Raw genomic sequence first — 15,168 nt, 5'->3', positions numbered from 1 at the left:
CGGGACCGGGGGACACCCGGGACCGGCGACGTCCGCGGAGCGCCGGGGATGCCGCACGGCACCGCCCGGGTGCGTCATCCTCGGACGAGGTGATCACACGAGAGGGCTGATGGTGAACCACAAGGCTGCCGGCACGGCCGAGCCCGCGTACGTCCCCGACCCCAACCGCTGGAAGGCGCTCGCCGTCTGCCTGCTCTCGGGGTTCATCACGCTGCTCGACATCTCGATCGTCAACGTCGGGCTGCCCTCCATCCGCGAGGGCCTGGAGGCACCCGAGAGCGACATCCAGTGGGTGCTCTCCGGCTACGCCCTCGCGCTGGGCCTGCTGCTGGTGCCCGCCGGACGCATCGGGGACGCCCGGGGCCGGCGCCGGATGTTCATGATCGGGATGAGTCTGTTCACCGTGGCCAGCGCGCTGTGCGGGGCGGCGCAGTCCTCCACCTGGCTGGTACTCGCCCGGTTCCTGCAGGGGCTCGCCGGCGGCATCCTCACCCCGCAGGTCTCGGCGCTCATCCAGCAGATGTTCCGCGGGGCCGAACGCGGCCGCGCCTTCGGCTACTTCGGCACCGTCATCGGACTCTCCACGGCCGTCGGCCCGGTGCTCGGCGGGGTCATCATCCAGATCTTCGGGCCGGAGGAGGGCTGGCGGTGGATCTTCTACGTCAATCTGCCGGTCTGCCTGCTCGCCCTGGTGCTGGCGCGCTTCCTGCTGCCCGGCCCGGAGAACGCGACCAAACCCTGCGCGCGCGACCTGGACCCGGTCGGCATCCTTCTGCTCGGCGCCGGCGTGGCGCTGCTGCTCCTCCCCCTGGTCGAGGCGCAGCAATGGCGGGGCGCGGGCAAATGGCTGCTGATCCCGGCCGCGCTGGTGTTCCTCGCCGTCTTCGTCCGGTGGGAGCTGCGGCAGGCGCGGCACGCCCAACCGCTGGTCGACATGGGGCTGTTCGGGCTGCGCTCCTACGCGCTGGGCTCGCTCATCATGCTGTTCTACTTCGCCGGGTTCACGTCGATCTTCTTCGTCTTCACGCTCTACCTCCAGTCGGGGCTCGGCTACAGCGCCCTGCAGGCCGGGCTGTCCATCACGCCCTTCGCCCTCGGATCGGCGCTCGCGGCGGCGTTCAGCGGGCGCTTCGTCCACCGGTACGGGCGGGCGCTGGTCGTCGCCGGGCTGCTGGCGGTGGCGGCCGGGCTGGGCGGTGTGATGCTGGCGGTGTACCAGGTGCCGGGCCATCAGGCGGGCCTGGCCATGGCCCTGCCGCTGCTGCTGGCGGGGCTGGGCGGCGGCTCGGTCATCTCGCCCAACCAGACGCTGACGCTCGCCGAGGTCCCGCCCGCGCAGGGCGGCAGCGCCGGGGGAGTGCTGCAGACCGGCCAGCGGATCGGCTCGGCCACGGGCATCGCCGTCGCGGGAAGTGTCTTCTTCGCGAGCCTGGGCGCGGGAGGGAACGGGGACGGGGACTGGGCGGCGGCGTTCCGCCACAGCCTCGGTGTCTCCGTGGCGCTGGTGACCCTGGCGCTGGCGGTCGCGGTGCTCGACCTGCGGGCCCGCCGGGCGGCGGCGCGGCCGGGGGCCTGAGCCTCCGTGATGCTTCCGTGCCCGTACTCGTCGATGTGACGAAAATTGGGAACGCGGCACCTCCCCGAGTCTGCTCTGGGATGCTGGAGGCCGATGGAGAGGGGCCGCGGCGATGCAGTGGAAAATCCACGGGGAACGTCTGATCTACGAGAACAAGTGGGTGAACCTCTGGCTCACCGACATCGAGACACCGGACGGAAACCGCTGGGAGCACCACGTCGTCAAGCTTCGCCACCTTGCCGTGGCTGCCGTTGTCAATGAGAGGCGCGAGATCCTCATGATGTGGCGGCACCGCTTCATCACGAACGCTTGGGCGTGGGAATTGCCGATGGGCCTGGTCGAAGAGGGTGAGACGCCGGCCGACGCAGCAGCCCGTGAGGTTCTTGAGGAGACCGGCTGGAGGCCCGGCCCGGTTACCCCACTGATCTACGCCGAGCCCGCCAATGGGATCACCGACTCCCAGCACTACGTCTTCCGGGCCGACGGGGCGACGTACGAAGGTCCGCCGACCGAAAAGAACGAGTCGGACCGGATCGAGTGGATCCCGCTGGCGGACGTGAGGGGCATGATCGACCGGCGTGAGATTGTCAGCAGCGGCTCTCTGGTCGGGCTGCTGTACGTGCTTATGGACGAGGCGATCCGCTGACTTGGTGCGGCAGGGCTTTCCGGAGCCGGGCCGCGAACGCAACTGCGTCCGGCTCGCGATGGTAGGGCTCCAACTGTCGGTGGAACTCATGGAGATGACCGACGACTCGTTTTGAGCTGACGGCCGCCGCCGAGGCCAGGGCGTCCATGGCCGTGTGACACGCCTCGTCGAGCTTGCCGCGCTGGAGTTGGGTGCGGGCGAGCCAGAAGGCGTGGAAGGCGCGGCCTCTGTGGTTCGACCGGTGTTCGCGCCGCAATGCGTCCGCGATCAGGGGTTCGGCGAGGGCGGCTTCGCCCAGGCGGCCGTGGGCGATGCCGGTGTCCACGACCAACTTCGTCTCGTCGAAGTACGTCACCCACGGTGGGTCCGGATCCCCGGAACCGATGCGGTCGAAGTGGGTGTGTGCTTCCGAGATCGCGGTGTGGGTGGCGCTGTGGTTTCCGAGGGCGGCGTGGGCGAAGGCTTCGCGCATCGACAGCATGGCCAGCACGCGCGGAGTTGTTCCAGGGGCGGCTCGGGTCTGGTCCAGTGCCGCTGTGACAAGCGCGAGGGCGTCCCCGGGCTTGTCCTGGTAGGTCGCCTGGAGGCTCATGCAGGCAAGCACATTGGCCATGAACTGGCGATCGCCGACTGCTTTGGCCAGGCCGAGAGATTCGGTGAAGTAGGCGCGCGCCTGGTTGTACTGGCGGGCGTCGAAGTGCGTCCACCCAGTGAGTCGGGCCAGCTCTGCCGCGATGCTGTGCAGGCCATTCCGGATGCGTGCGGAACGCTGTTCCCTGAGGAGATCCACGACGTAGCGGAGCTGGCCGATGACAGCCGGCCGTAAGGTCTCGCCGCCGTGTTCGTCGTCTCGGCGCCAGTAGTCCTCGATCGATGAGTGAAGCGCGTCCAGCGCCGACGGACTGAGGTCCCGGTCGGCCGCCAGGGTGAGGATACTGTCCACGTTCGCTCCGGAGAGCGCTGTGGTCATCTGCTCGTTGACGGTATTCCGTGCCTCGGCTTGTTCTCGTGGCGTGACGATCGGGTTCTGCGGAGCCTCCCACGGGCGTCGCGCCAGACCGAGCATGTGCCCAGGGATGCGCAACCCGTCGGAGATCCGCTCGATCACGTCCATGTGCAGCAGTTGCCGCCGCCCGGCGATCACCTCGCCCACGCGGCTGGGCGTGAGGTCGCAACGTCGCGCGACCATCGACGGATGGATTCCTGCGCGGGCCTTGACGAGCTGAAAGACGCGTCGGAAGTCTCTGGCTCGGCAGGCCTCGATCATCACCGGGTCGGTGAGCAGGTTGACCGGGAGTTCTTTCGAGCTGGCTGGCTCGGGCATCTCGGGCACCCTCCGGCGTGATGACTACACATCGCTTTTCTTGGTCAACCAAGGGTGATATTACCCACGTTGGGTAACCCGCTTGGCCTTTCCGGCCGGGCCTCCGGAGCGCGACGCTCCTGCGCATGGTGAACGGACAGGACTACGTACGGATGACGCTGCGGGTATCGCGCGAATCCGGCCGGACATGGGAGCCCTCTGCCCGCGTACGCGTGGGCAGCGCCCCAGTGCTCGCTGACAACCCGGAACGCTTCCCGCCGTGTGGGTGTCGCCGCGGAGCGGAGCCCTCTTGCGACTCTGTGGGCGGCGCCGTGATGCGGTGCACGCACTGGCGCCGGGTGCCCCAGGACCTGCTGCGAGAAGCACGGGCGAGGCCGGCCGTGGAGTGGATCGACAGGGCTGTGCGATGTCAGCTGTCCACGCACCACGGCGGCGCGCACTACGGCCTCATCCACGACCTCGGCGCGTACGGAACCGCGTTGTGGCTTCGCTGGCACGGGAGGGCCGAGGTGGAGTCAAAGGTGCTGCCCGACTGCCCGGTGGTCGCTCAGGAGGCCGACGGTGAGGGCTGCTGTCTCTTCATCGGCCACGCCGGGCAGCACACCTGGGAGGACCCTCTGGAGGAGACGCCGACGCGGGATTCCATTCCGGACGGAGGCTCCCGTGTGGCCGTCGCACCCCCCACCACCTCCCGGCGTTCCCACCTTCCTCGCAACGAGAGCTGCGGAGACTGCGGCGGCAGCGGCACCAACTCGTCCGGCAAGACCTGCGGAACCTGCGATGGGCTCGGTGGAATCCACTGCCGCGTCGGCCCTCACGGCTTGCACACGACCTCCCGCCCCGTGATCCGGAAGGAAGGCCGCTGATGACCCACGCTCTGATCGCGTCTCCTTTCCTGGACGGGCGCTGACCCTGTCGCACCGTGGGGGGCGCGCGGTGCGGGCCCGCGTACGGCGGGCCCGTCGCCGCCGGGGACGAGGCGGCGGGGACGGGCCCGGGGTGGATTCCGTGGAATCCGGTCACCCGCCGCGGAGTTCGCGGCGGGCCGCCGGGTGGGCAGGCGGGGCGCTCTCAGCGCCGCCAGTCCTTCTTCCAGCCCTTCCAGTGCTTCCTGCAGTCCTTCTTCTTGGCGTCCAGCAGGGTGTCGTACAGGGCGTGGAAGGCCGGCTTGCGGGCGAAGTCCTCCGTCATGACCGTCGCGGAGCCCTCGCCCTCGAAGAACACCGGGACCCAGGAGTACTTGTCGGTGAAGCCCCAGATCGTGAAGGAGTTGCAGTCCTCGACGGCCAGACAGGCCGACAGGGTCCGCTGGTAGTAGTCGGCCTGCTGCTCCAGCTGCGCGTCGGTGGGGACACCGCTCTCCGGCAGGTCCATGCGGACGTCCAGCTCGGTGATGGCGGTCTCCAGGCCGAGCTCGTCGAAGCGGCGCAGGTTCTCCTCCAGGCCGCCCGGGAACCCGTAACGGGTGCTCAGGTGGGCCTGTGCGGAGAAGCCGTGCACGGGCACACCCTGGGCGAGCAGCTCCTGGGTGAGCGCGTAGTAGGCGTCGCTCTTGGCGTTGTCGTCCTCCACGCCGTAGTCGTTGAAGAACAGCTTGGCCTCGGGGTCGGCCTCGTGCGCCCAGCGGAAGGCGTCGGCGATGATCTCCGGTCCCAGCTCGCGGATCCAGATGTTCTCCTCGGCGCGCAGATTGCCCTGCTCGTCGAAGATCTCGTTGGCCACGTCCCACTGCTGGATCCGGCCGGCGTAGCGGCCGACGACGGTGGTGATGTGCTCCTTGAGGATGGAGCGCAGCTCCTCCTTCGAGAAGTCGCCCTGCTCCAGCCACTCCGGGTTCTGGCTGTGCCACAGCAGGGTGTGGCCGCGCACGACCTGCCGGTGGCGGTCCGCGAAGTCGGCGATGGCGTCGGCCGCGCCGAAGTCGTAGCGGTCGCGCTCGGGGTGGATGAACTCCCACTTCATCTGGTTCTCGGCGGAGACCGAGTTGAACTGCTGTCCGAGAATCTTCCGGTACTCCCGGTCCGAGGTGAAGGGGTCCGGGTAGTCCTGTTCGAGGTGGTGGCCGCCGCCCGCCACGGCGGTGCCCACGTAGAAGCCGTCGGGAGCGGCCGAACGCAGCCTCTCGTGCCGGTCCTTGGCGCGGGGCGCGGTCCGGAGGTCGGAGGGCGCGTCGGCCGCGGCCGACGTCGCCGCCAGCGGCAGGGACAGGGCGGCCGTGGCGAGCGCGGCGGTGGCGAAGCGGATGGGTCTCATCGGAGCACTCCCGTGTCGGGTCAACCGTTTCAGAAGTTTCCGGAAAGTTTCCGGAAGGTGGCTCCCGGACGTTAAAGGCTCGCCGAGCGGGGAGTCAAGAGATGTGAACGGGCTGGAGTGCCCGGCCGGTTCCGGCGGCGCCTTCCGCGGACGGACGTCCGGACGGGCCCGCCCCGCCCTTCGGGCAGTCCTCCGGCGGACGGCGGGATCCCACAACTGAGCGGCCGGGAACACCAGTTGGTGTCCCCGGCCGCCGCGCCGCATCGCTCACTCAACCGGGCAGCTCCGGCTCAGTGCCTGCGGTGCTTCTTCTTCTCCTTGTACTTGACGATGCCGCTGCCCTGGTCGTCCAGGTACGAGGCCACCCACGCCAGCGGCGCGTTCCAGTTGATGGTGATCTCGTTGGTCGCCCAGGACTCGATGTCGTCGATGTAGCACATCGCCGGGGCACAGCCCACCAGCTTGTCCTGGGCCACCGGGTCCTCGATGCCGGTGTTCGGGCCGCCGGCGACGGAGCCGGGAGCCGGGTTCGGCAGCGAGGGGTCGAGCTGGTTGGCCCAGAACCGGTGGTGCTGGTTCTTCGAGTCCCGCTCGCCGTAGCCGGTCACGTAGGACTGGTTGAGCGGGTTGCGGCCGAGCAGGTACTCCATGCCGTGCAGCACCGCGTCGCGGTACCCGGCCTTGCCCGTCAGCTCATGGGCGGTGGCCAGCACGATCATGTTGTTGAGGACCTGGCTGTTGGAGCCCCAGACGTACTGGTTGCCCTCCGGGTCGTACGGCACGCCGTACGCGGACTTGCGGGAGGCCTCGGCGTAGCCGTCGGCCGCCTCGGCCACCGTGGCGCGGACGCCCGCCAGCTGGCCCGCGGTCAGGTCGCTCGGGACGGTCGCCATGGTCAGCGAGCCGAGTCCGCCGGTCCAGCCCCAGGACAGGCCGCCGCGCGGGAAGAGCGCCTCGGTGTCACCGTGCAGCTCGGAGCCGAGCACGGCCTGGCGGTAGGTGTCCTCACCGGTGGTGACGAAGAGCTCGGCCGCCGCCCAGTAGAACTCGTCCGAGACGTTGTCGTCGCTGTAGGTGCCGCCACCGGTGCCGTCGTCCGGGTCGGCGAGCACGTCCGGGTTGGCCTTCGCCGCGGCCCAGGCGGTCTCGGCCGCCTCCAGGCACCGCGCCGCGAACTCCTTGTCGTACGGCTCGAAGAGGCGGGCGCACTGCGCGGCGCTCGCGGCCAGGTTGAGCGTGGCCGCGGTCGTCGGCGGGTGCAGCTCGCGCGGCTGCGGGTCCTCGCTGGGCAGCAGCGGCAGACCGGTCCACTGCGCGTCGTGGATCTTGTGATGCACCATGCCCGCGAGCTCCTCGCCCTCGGGCACCTGCATCTTCATCAGGAAGTCCATCTGCCAGCGGGCCTCGTCCAGGATGTCCGGAACGCCGTTGCCCCGCTCGGGCACCCGCAGCTTGCCGTCGCCGAGCGGCGCGCCGTCCGCGCCCTCGGTGTGCAGGGTGCGCTCGAAGTTGGCCATCACCTGGGCGACGGAGATGCCGCCGTTGACGACGTACTTGCCGTGGTCACCGGCGTCGTACCAGCCGCCGGAGACATCGAGGCTGTAGTCGCACACGCCCTCCTGGCACGGCACGTCGGTGTCGCCCTGGTTGGGCGCGACGCCGATGTGGCCGGCCGGGCGCGCGTACTCCTCGCCGACCAGGTCCGCCTCGATCTCGATGCCGCTGCGGTTGTGGTAGAAGTACGCCAGCGCGTCGGAGCGCAGCGAGGAGTAGAGGTCGTCGCCGATGGCGAACGGCTCGCTGGTGTCCTCGCCGATGGTGACGGTGTAGCCCTCGCCCGCCTTCATCACCTTGCTGAAGTCGAAGGTGTGGACGTTCTGGCGCGAGGTCGGGTCGGTACCGGCCGGCTTGGTCTTCCCGGCCGCCACCTGCTTGCCGCCGGCGTCCTGGACGGTCCAGTCGAGGGGATCGGTGGCATCCGTGACGACGGTGCCGCTCTTCGCCGCGTGGGTGAGATAGCCGACCTGGTTGACCCGCACCGGGCTGCCGGTCTCCGGCTCGTAGACGGGCGGCTCGGCGCCGCCGGTCAGCGAGACGTCGTCGACGCAGAAGGTGTACGCCTCGTCGCTGCCGCCGATCTGGAAGGCGAGCTGGGCCTCCTCGTTGTCGGCGTTCGCGGTGAAGATGTGCTCGACGGGCTCCGCGGTCTCGTCGATCTGGTCGGAGGCGTTGAGCTCGGCGGTGTACGGGTCGGTCGCCATCTGCACATTGGTGCGGATGGTCACGGGCACCGTGGAGGTCGCCGTGTAGCGGAGGGTGTAGCTCTCACCGGCGGTCAGCGGGATGTCGTTCTGGCCGACGATGGCGTCCCAGGGGTTGGCGGTGCCGGCCGGGACCTCGGCGCAGAGCCGGCCGTCGACGACCGAGCCCGGGAGGTTGGCGGTGAACCACCAGCCGGTGGTGCCGTTGGAGAAGTCACCGTTCGTGACCAGCTCCGGGCCCGGTTCGGCTCCGATGGCGGGCCCCGACAGGGCGGTGCCCAGCAGACCGGCGACGGCGACGGCGCCGAGGAGGCGGCGCCTGCCGCGGTGGGGGCGGCCCCTCTGAGGGGGGTCGAGGGGCGGATGCTGTGTCACGGCTCGGTCCTTCCGCGCGATGTGGGGTGGGCAGGAAGCGAGGAGATGTATGGGAGCGCTCCCACGGCATCTTGGGGGCGGGAGGTTGCGCCGTCAAGATGTACGGTCGGCCGAACTCGACTGCGCGCCCAGCCCGTTGGGACGGACTCCGCGGGGCGCGCCCCGGCCCGCCACGGGCGCCGCGAGCCGTACCGGCCGCCTGGCCAGGGGATTCCCGGACCGGTGCGGGGCTCCCCTCCGGCGGCGGGCGGCGTGGGGAGGCGCGGAGAGGCGCGGACGGGAGCCGGGGCCGGCCTCGGGGTCTCCCGCCCGTCCGCCCGCCGGAGCCGGGATCGGGTCCCCGGGCCGGAAGCGGTTGCAGAACGGAACGGAGCCCGGCCGCCGCGGGCGCGGGGGTTCCGGAGAGGGCGGCGGGGCCGGGGCGCGCTCCGGGCGGAGGCGCGGTGCGGTGGGCCTCCGCCCGCGTCCGGTTAGGGTGATCCGCGGCGCGGTGAGGCCCGTCCCGTCCGCCGCTCCGTCCTTCCGTCCCCCTTGTCCCCGACTCCCGGCCCCGCTGTCCTCGTCCCCCGTCCCTCGCCTCTCGTCCCAAGGAGCACCGTGACTCACGTCGCCGCCGAGCAGCGCTACGACACCATGCCCTACCGCCGGACCGGCCGCAGCGGGCTCAAACTGCCCGCCGTCTCCCTCGGGCTGTGGCACAACTTCGGTGACGAGAAGCCGCTGGAGACCCAGCGGGCGATCCTGCGCCGCGCCTTCGACCTGGGCGTCACGCACTTCGACCTCGCCAACAACTACGGGCCGCCGCCCGGCGCGGCCGAGCGGAACTTCGGCGAGATCTTCGCCCGCGACTTCCGCCCGTACCGCGACGAGATCCTGGTCTCCTCCAAGGCCGGCTACCACATGTGGCCCGGCCCGTACGGGGAATGGGGCTCCCGCAAGAGCCTCCTGTCCAGCCTCGACCAGAGCCTCGGCCGGCTCCGCCTCGACCACGTCGACATCTTCTACTCCCACCGCCCCGATCCGGACACCCCGCTCGAAGAGACCATGGGAGCGCTGGACTCCGCCGTGCGGCAGGGCAAGGCGCTCTACGCGGGCATCTCCAACTACTCGCCCGAGCAGACCCGCGAGGCCGCCCGCATCCTCGCCGGCCTGGGGACACCGCTGCTCATCCACCAGCCCTCGTACTCGATGTTCAACCGCTGGGTGGAGGACGGCCTGCTCGACGTCCTCGACGAGACCGGCGCGGGCTCCATCGCCTTCTCGCCGCTGGCCCAGGGCCTGCTGACCGACCGCTACCTCAAGGGGATCCCGGAGGGCTCGCGCGCCGCGGGCTCCAGCCCCTTCCTGACCGCCGAGGGCATCACCCCGGAGACCCTGGAGAGGGTCCGGGCGCTCCACGGGATCGCGGAGCGGCGGGGGCAGAGCCTGGCGCAGATGGCTCTCGCCTGGGTGCTGCGCGGGGGGAGGGTGACGTCCGCGCTGATCGGGGCCAGCAGCGTGGAGCAGCTGGAGGCCAATGTCGCAGCCGTGGGGAATCTCGACTTCGACGCCGGTGAACTCGCCGAGATCGACCGGCACGCGCCCCGGTAGGCCGGGACCGGGACGGGGGAGCGGGCGGTGCCTACCGGTCGCCGCCCTCCGCCTGAGCCGGTACGGACCGGGGCACCCGCTCCGGCGTGTGCTTGAAGACCTGCCGGGAGTGCCAGGCGACGTACCGCGGCGCGGGAGCGGGGGAGCCCGGCCGGGGGGCGGCCAGGCGCTTGTCGTGGAGGTCGTCGACGGCCCGGCCGGCGTCGCCGCGGCAGGTGTAGCGGCCGGAGACCCGGATGCGCAGATCCTCGGTCAGCCCCAGGACGCCGTGGTCGAACAGCGTGTGGTGCTGGGCGCAGAGGGCCAGCGCGTTGTCGGCCGTGTCGGGGCCGTCCTGGCTGTGCCAGCGGATGTGCGCCGCTTCGAGGCCGACCGGGTTGCGGCCCAGCGCGCCGTCGTAGCCGCACATGGCGCAGGCGTAGGCGTAGGCCCGCAGCACCTCCTCGGCGAAGCCGGCCCGGCGGGCGGACGGAGCGGATGCCCGGACGGGTGGCTGCCGCCGCGGCTCACGCGCGGGAGAGGGGAGGCACAGCTCCGCCCCCTCCTTCGCGGCGGGCGAGTCCAGGCCCGTATCGGCCCGGATGGCGGTCTCCAGAGACGGCGTGAAGTGCTGGTCGAGCAGGATCCGCGCGACGGCCGTGAGCGTGCCGGGGTCCGCGAGCAACTGTTCGACCTGGGGGAGGAGCCGGCCGGTGGCGCCGTGCTCCCGCAGCCAGGTGCCGCGTTCGGGCGCGTCCGGGCCGATCGGCCGCCCGTTCCCGTCGCACAGCGCCCACAGCGTGCGCTCCAGCTGGACGAACGGCATCGCCGCGCGCTGCCGGGCGAGGGCGGGGCTCATCACGGCCGGGCCGTAATCGTTGATCAGCCGGCTGACCGGTTCCTCGGCCTCCTCGTAGGCGACCGCGGTGGAGCCGGTGGCGGTGAAGCGCCCGAGCAGCCACAGCAGCAACAGTGGTTGGTGCGGGGCGCGGACCGCCCCGATACGGGCCCGGCGCAAGGCGGCCAAGGCGTTCAGGAGTTCGTCCCGGGTCACCGGACCACCTTTTCACGCCGCCCGCGGGAGTGGGGTACTCCGCGTCGACAATGTCCGGCCGGTGATGTCACCGATGACGTTCACCGGGCCCGGCCGCCGGACGACGGGCGGGCGGCCGGCGGGCCGCTCCCCCCGAACCCCCGGCCGGGGCGGGCCGGAGCCGCGCCGCCGCGCCCCGGCCGGGTTCCCACCTCGGTTCCCGCGCCTCCGGCCGCCGTACGGAGCCGGCCCGTTCGAGCGGCCGCGGCACGGTGGTGTGCCGCGCCGCGGACCGCCGGCGCCGTCCGCGGCTCAGACCTGGCCCAGGTCCGAACTGACCCAGCGCTGCGGGCGCATGGTGATGACGACCTGTTCCCCGTGCTCCTGCCAGGCGAAGTCGACGTAGCCGTCGACCTTCTCCGGCGGGAGGTAGCGGGCCGAGATCTCCCGCAGCAGTTCCTTCTTCGCGGGGGTGGTGGAGACGACCGGGCCCTCCACGGACACGTACCGGATCGTCGGTTCGAGGCGGTCCACCATCAGGCAGAACCGGCCCGCCTTGGTGATGAGCCGTTCCTTGCGGGAGCCGAGACCCGTCATGATCCAGATGTCGCCACCCGGCCGGTACTGGTACCAGATCGGCACGGACAGCGGAGCCCGGTCCTCCTCGCCCGCGTCCACCGACAGCGCGGCGACATGGGGTTCGGCCAGGAACTGCTCACGCTCTTCACGGTTCAGGGGCATGGCGTGTCTCCTTCGTGGACCGGTCGGGGGGGGCCGGCACGGAGCACGCCGGCTCCGACCGACGCTAGACGATTGCGGGGGGATGGGGGCGTTGTTCCGTGCTCCGCGGCTCGTCGGCGTGGCCCGCGTATGGGCCGGGACCAGCAGGGCCTGCCGGTCCGCGCTCAGCCGACGCCACCGCGTTCCCCGCTTCAGGCGCCGGGCGGACAGCAGGCGGGAGGTACCGCGGGGTCGAGCTGGACGGATCGATCCCCGATGGGTAGACAAAGCGCGTGAAGCTCCGGGCGGACAGGTTGATCTCGGCCGGCAACCCGTCTACCGGGAGCCTCACCTCTTCTCGGACACCTCCACGCCAACTGCCACCCGCTCAGCCAAGTTGGGAACGGCTCACCGACCGGACATCACTCAGGGACGTGAACGCGCATGGGCGAAATCCTCGCCGGACTCCTCCGCGTCGTCATGGAGGCCATCACTCACCTCAACCCGGTCGGTTTCGTCCAGAAGCGCCGCAGAGCGCGCAGGCTGCAGAAGCTGACCCGTGGCGAGAGCGTCGGCATCCCCGTGGACCTCCGCGACCCGGAACTCACTGACGGCGCATGGGAGAACGGCCACATCCTGCTGGGCAGCGAGGCCCCCCTGTGGCAGCCCAGTCGCCCCGACCGCACGGCCGCGCACTTCTTCTGCCCGGAACTCCGGATGACGTCGGCCGACGAGGCGACCATGGCATTCCGGTCGGAATCCGGACGCACCGAATTGCGCGTCCACAGCGACGAAGCACCGGCGGTCCTGCGCGCCCTCCAGAGGGATTAGTCGCGTGCCTGGCCGATGGAGAAGGAGGTGTCGCCGGGAAAGGTGCAGCGGCGGACCTCAGCCGGTCGATGCGGGTCTGAGCGGGAGCGGTGGTGCGGCTCCAGGGGCGAGGCGAGCGCAGTGGGGCGGGGCGGAGTCGCCCGGGTCGACCGAGCCGCCGCGGGGGCCGGCCCAGTCCTGGCGGTCCCCGCGGCGGCGGGTCGTGCGGGGTGCGGGTGTGCGGGTGTGCGGGGTGGCGGCCCCGAGGCCGCGGGGCCCGCGGCCGGCTACTGCCGGGCGGGCAGGTCGAAGCTCCAGCCCTGGCCCTTGAACTCCGGGATGACCCGGTCGACGGCGGTCACGGTCTGGCTGCGGTCGCCGCCGCCGTCGTGCATGAGGACGACGGCGCCCGGGGTGATGGCCTGGCGCAGGCGCTGCGTGAGGGTGTCGGCGCCCGGCGGCTGCCAGTCGGCGATGTCGGCGCGCCAGCCCAGCGGCGTCATGCCCATGGAGGCCGCCACGTCGGCGGACTGGCCCCAACTGCCGTACGGAGCGCGGTAGTACGGTATCTGGGCGCCCGGCACGGCCTGGCGGATCGCGTTATTGGTCTGTTCGAGGTTCTGCCGGACCTGGTCGGCCGACCAGCCGCCCATGTCCTGGTGCTGCATGGAGTGGTTGCACAGCGTATGGCCCTCGTTGACGATCCGGCGCACCATGTCCGGGTTCTGCCGGACGTGGTCGCCCCAGAGGCAGAAGACGGCCTTCACACCGTTCTTCTTCAGCACGTCCAGCATCTGCGGGGTGTTGGCGCCGGGGCCGTCGTCGAAGGTGAAGGCGACGGAGTTCCCGCCGCGTCCGGTGGAGGTGACGATCGTGGCCTGGGCGCGGTCGGCGCCGGTGGAACCGGCGGTGGCGGCGGGTGCGGCGGTGAGCGCGATGCCGCCCGCGAGCAGCGCGGACAGCAGGGTTCGGCGGAGTCTGCGGAGTCTGCGGAGCCTGTGGGGGGCTCGGGGGGTGGTGGTGTCGGTCGGGGTCACGGCTCATCCCTTCTTCGCGGTGGTGCCAGGTGGGGGCGGGGTGGAGGTGGGGGGTGCGTACGGCGCGAGCGTCGAACGGCCCTCCGACACACAGCGTTACCGAAATATTTCGGAGGAGTTACCGGTAAGAGCTGGGTAACCATAAGGGTGCTCCGGAGTCAGGTCAAGAGCCGTATAGGGAACGCGAGTTGGGATAGCGAGGGCGAGTGTTGCCGAGAGGGGGTGGCGCGGCGGACCGGATGCGGGGCGGAGGGGGAGGTCGAAGCGGTCGGCTCCGCCATGCGGCGGGTGGCTGTCCGGGGCGGGCGGCTGCCGGGGTGAAGGGGTTTGCCGCCCGCCCGGGGAGCGAGAATTTCCGGAATTTTTCCGGTCGTTGCGCCGAGTGCCGTCCCCTCCGGCGCGGGAGTGCGCACACGGCGCGGCGCCGGGCCGTGCGCACCGGATTCCACGCGTTCAACCCGGGTGGCGCGGGCGGCCATAACGACAACACGCCCGCAGCTTGTTGGCTCTTCTTCCTGCTTCACCGGCCAGAGGGCGGGCTCGCGCGGCGGCGCCACGGGCGGCGGCGGGCCGTCAGAGATCCAGGACGAGGCGGGGGCAGGCGGCGCGCGAGACGCAGATGAACATGGTGTCGCCGGCGGCTTGTTCGTCCGGTGTGAGCAGGGAGTCACGGTGGTCCACGGCCCCGTCCAGGACGGCGGTCTCGCAGGTGCCGCAGGTGCCCTCCCGGCAGGAGGACAGCACCGGCACCCCCGCCTCCTCGACGGCCTGGAGGACACTCCGGCCCGGCGGCACGGACACCGTGATGCCGCTGCGGGCGAGCTCCACCTCGAACGCCTCGCCGGGACCCCGCGGGGCGGGGTCCGCGGGAGCGAACCGCTCCAGGCGCAGTACGCCCGGTGGCCAGGCGAGTGAGCAGTGCTGCTCCACGGCCTTCAGCAGACCCTCGGGCCCGCAGCAGTAGACCAGCGTGTCCTGCTGAGGGGTGGCCGGCAGCCCGTTCAGGTCGAGTACGCCGCACTCGTCCTGGGGATGGAGGGTGACCCGCTCTCCGTACGCCGCGCGGAGTTGTTCACGGAACGCCATCGTGGCGCGTCTGCGTCCGCCGTAGGCCAGGTGCCAGGCGGCTCCCTGCCGTTCCGCCTGGCCGATCATGGGAAGGATCGGGGTGATGCCGATGCCGCCCGCGATGAACAGGTACCGGGGTGATGCCTCCAGCGGGAAGCGGTTGCGCGGCCCGCGCACCCTCACCCGGGCCCCTTCGTGAAGGCGGTCGTGGACGTGTTCCGAGCCGCCACGGCTTTCCGGTTCCCGCAGGACCGCCACCTGCCACCGGGAGCGGTCGGCCGGATCGGAGCACAGTGAGTACTGCCGTACCAGGCCGGGGCCGAGACACAGATCGACGTGGGCGCCCGGGGTCCACTCGGGCAGCGGTGACCCGCCGGGACGCGTCAGCGTCAGGCGCACGACGCCCTCCGCGAGGGCCTCCTTGCGTGCCACGGTCAGATCGAGCTCGGCCTCGGCCGCGACGCCCGGGGCGATCACGGTGGTCACGGTTCTTCCT

Annotated in this window: 12 protein-coding genes and 1 pseudogene; 5 read left to right on the top strand and 8 right to left on the bottom strand. The window is 71.4% G+C overall.

The genetic code is table 11. The features are described from left to right. The first annotated feature begins 109 nt into the window (after nucleotides 1–109). Both LIX60_RS05055 and LIX60_RS05050 read left to right on the top strand, forming a co-directional pair. Entirely contained in the window at nucleotides 110–1,576 is a 1,467-nt protein-coding gene (locus LIX60_RS05055) for an MFS transporter (protein ID WP_227957380.1), read from the top strand. 112 nt (nucleotides 1,577–1,688) lie between these two features. Next, nucleotides 1,689–2,222 carry an NUDIX hydrolase gene (locus LIX60_RS05050; protein WP_227957379.1) on the top strand — a complete coding sequence of 178 codons (534 nt, stop codon included), beginning with the start codon at nucleotides 1,689–1,691 and terminating at the stop codon, nucleotides 2,220–2,222. Here the strand turns inward: LIX60_RS05050 and LIX60_RS05045 are convergent. Beyond that, a complete protein-coding gene (locus LIX60_RS05045) occupies nucleotides 2,200–3,546 on the bottom strand; it encodes a hypothetical protein (protein WP_227957378.1) in 1,347 nt (448 codons plus the stop codon). The genes LIX60_RS05050 and LIX60_RS05045 overlap by 23 nt on opposite strands. 401 nt (nucleotides 3,547–3,947) lie before the next feature. On the opposite strand from LIX60_RS05045, the gene LIX60_RS31705 reads away from it, so the two are divergent. Beyond that, a complete protein-coding gene (locus LIX60_RS31705) occupies nucleotides 3,948–4,412 on the top strand; it encodes a hypothetical protein (protein ID WP_308101093.1) in 465 nt (154 codons plus the stop codon). A gap of 205 nt (nucleotides 4,413–4,617) precedes the next feature. Here LIX60_RS31705 and LIX60_RS05035 read toward each other — a convergent pair whose 3' ends face one another. Continuing rightward, on the bottom strand, nucleotides 4,618–5,799 hold the full coding sequence (locus LIX60_RS05035) for an endo-1,4-beta-xylanase (protein ID WP_227957377.1): 1,182 nt from the start codon (nucleotides 5,797–5,799) through the stop codon (nucleotides 4,618–4,620). A gap of 290 nt (nucleotides 5,800–6,089) precedes the next feature. Beyond that, on the bottom strand, nucleotides 6,090–8,345 hold the full coding sequence (locus tag LIX60_RS05030; RefSeq protein WP_227962625.1) for a glycoside hydrolase family 9 protein: 2,256 nt from the start codon (nucleotides 8,343–8,345) through the stop codon (nucleotides 6,090–6,092). A 687-nt stretch (nucleotides 8,346–9,032) separates the two neighbouring features. On the opposite strand from LIX60_RS05030, the gene mgrA reads away from it, so the two are divergent. Then, complete coding sequence (gene mgrA / locus LIX60_RS05025; protein ID WP_019710821.1) at nucleotides 9,033–10,025, top strand: L-glyceraldehyde 3-phosphate reductase; 993 nt, start codon at nucleotides 9,033–9,035, stop codon at nucleotides 10,023–10,025. Between the two features lie 31 nt (nucleotides 10,026–10,056). Here mgrA and LIX60_RS05020 read toward each other — a convergent pair whose 3' ends face one another. The 3 genes and pseudogenes from LIX60_RS05020 to LIX60_RS31910 form a co-directional block, all read right to left on the bottom strand. After that, complete coding sequence (locus LIX60_RS05020) at nucleotides 10,057–11,058, bottom strand: phosphorothioated DNA-binding restriction endonuclease (protein ID WP_227957376.1); 1,002 nt, start codon at nucleotides 11,056–11,058, stop codon at nucleotides 10,057–10,059. 291 nt (nucleotides 11,059–11,349) lie between these two features. Next, nucleotides 11,350–11,778 carry a pyridoxamine 5'-phosphate oxidase family protein gene (locus LIX60_RS05015; RefSeq protein ID WP_227962624.1) on the bottom strand — a complete coding sequence of 143 codons (429 nt, stop codon included), beginning with the start codon at nucleotides 11,776–11,778 and terminating at the stop codon, nucleotides 11,350–11,352. Nucleotides 11,779–11,889: 111 nt separating this feature from the next. Beyond that, nucleotides 11,890–12,070: pseudogene (locus LIX60_RS31910) on the bottom strand (hypothetical protein); the annotation flags it as partial. A gap of 131 nt (nucleotides 12,071–12,201) precedes the next feature. Between LIX60_RS31910 and LIX60_RS05010 the strand changes: the two are divergent. Further along, entirely contained in the window at nucleotides 12,202–12,588 is a 387-nt protein-coding gene (locus LIX60_RS05010; RefSeq protein WP_227957375.1) for a hypothetical protein, read from the top strand. A 266-nt stretch (nucleotides 12,589–12,854) separates the two neighbouring features. On the opposite strand, the gene LIX60_RS05005 is transcribed toward LIX60_RS05010, so the two are convergent. Further along, nucleotides 12,855–13,604 carry a polysaccharide deacetylase family protein gene (locus LIX60_RS05005; RefSeq protein WP_227957374.1) on the bottom strand — a complete coding sequence of 250 codons (750 nt, stop codon included), beginning with the start codon at nucleotides 13,602–13,604 and terminating at the stop codon, nucleotides 12,855–12,857. Between the two features lie 573 nt (nucleotides 13,605–14,177). Continuing rightward, nucleotides 14,178–15,158 carry a PDR/VanB family oxidoreductase gene (locus LIX60_RS05000; RefSeq protein WP_227957373.1) on the bottom strand — a complete coding sequence of 327 codons (981 nt, stop codon included), beginning with the start codon at nucleotides 15,156–15,158 and terminating at the stop codon, nucleotides 14,178–14,180. Nucleotides 15,159–15,168 lie beyond the last annotated feature (10 nt).

Source organism: Streptomyces sp. S07_1.15 (assembly GCF_020739505.1).
GTDB lineage: Bacteria > Actinomycetota > Actinomycetes > Streptomycetales > Streptomycetaceae > Streptomyces > Streptomyces xinghaiensis.
This window is presented reverse-complemented; position numbering and strand designations above follow the sequence as displayed.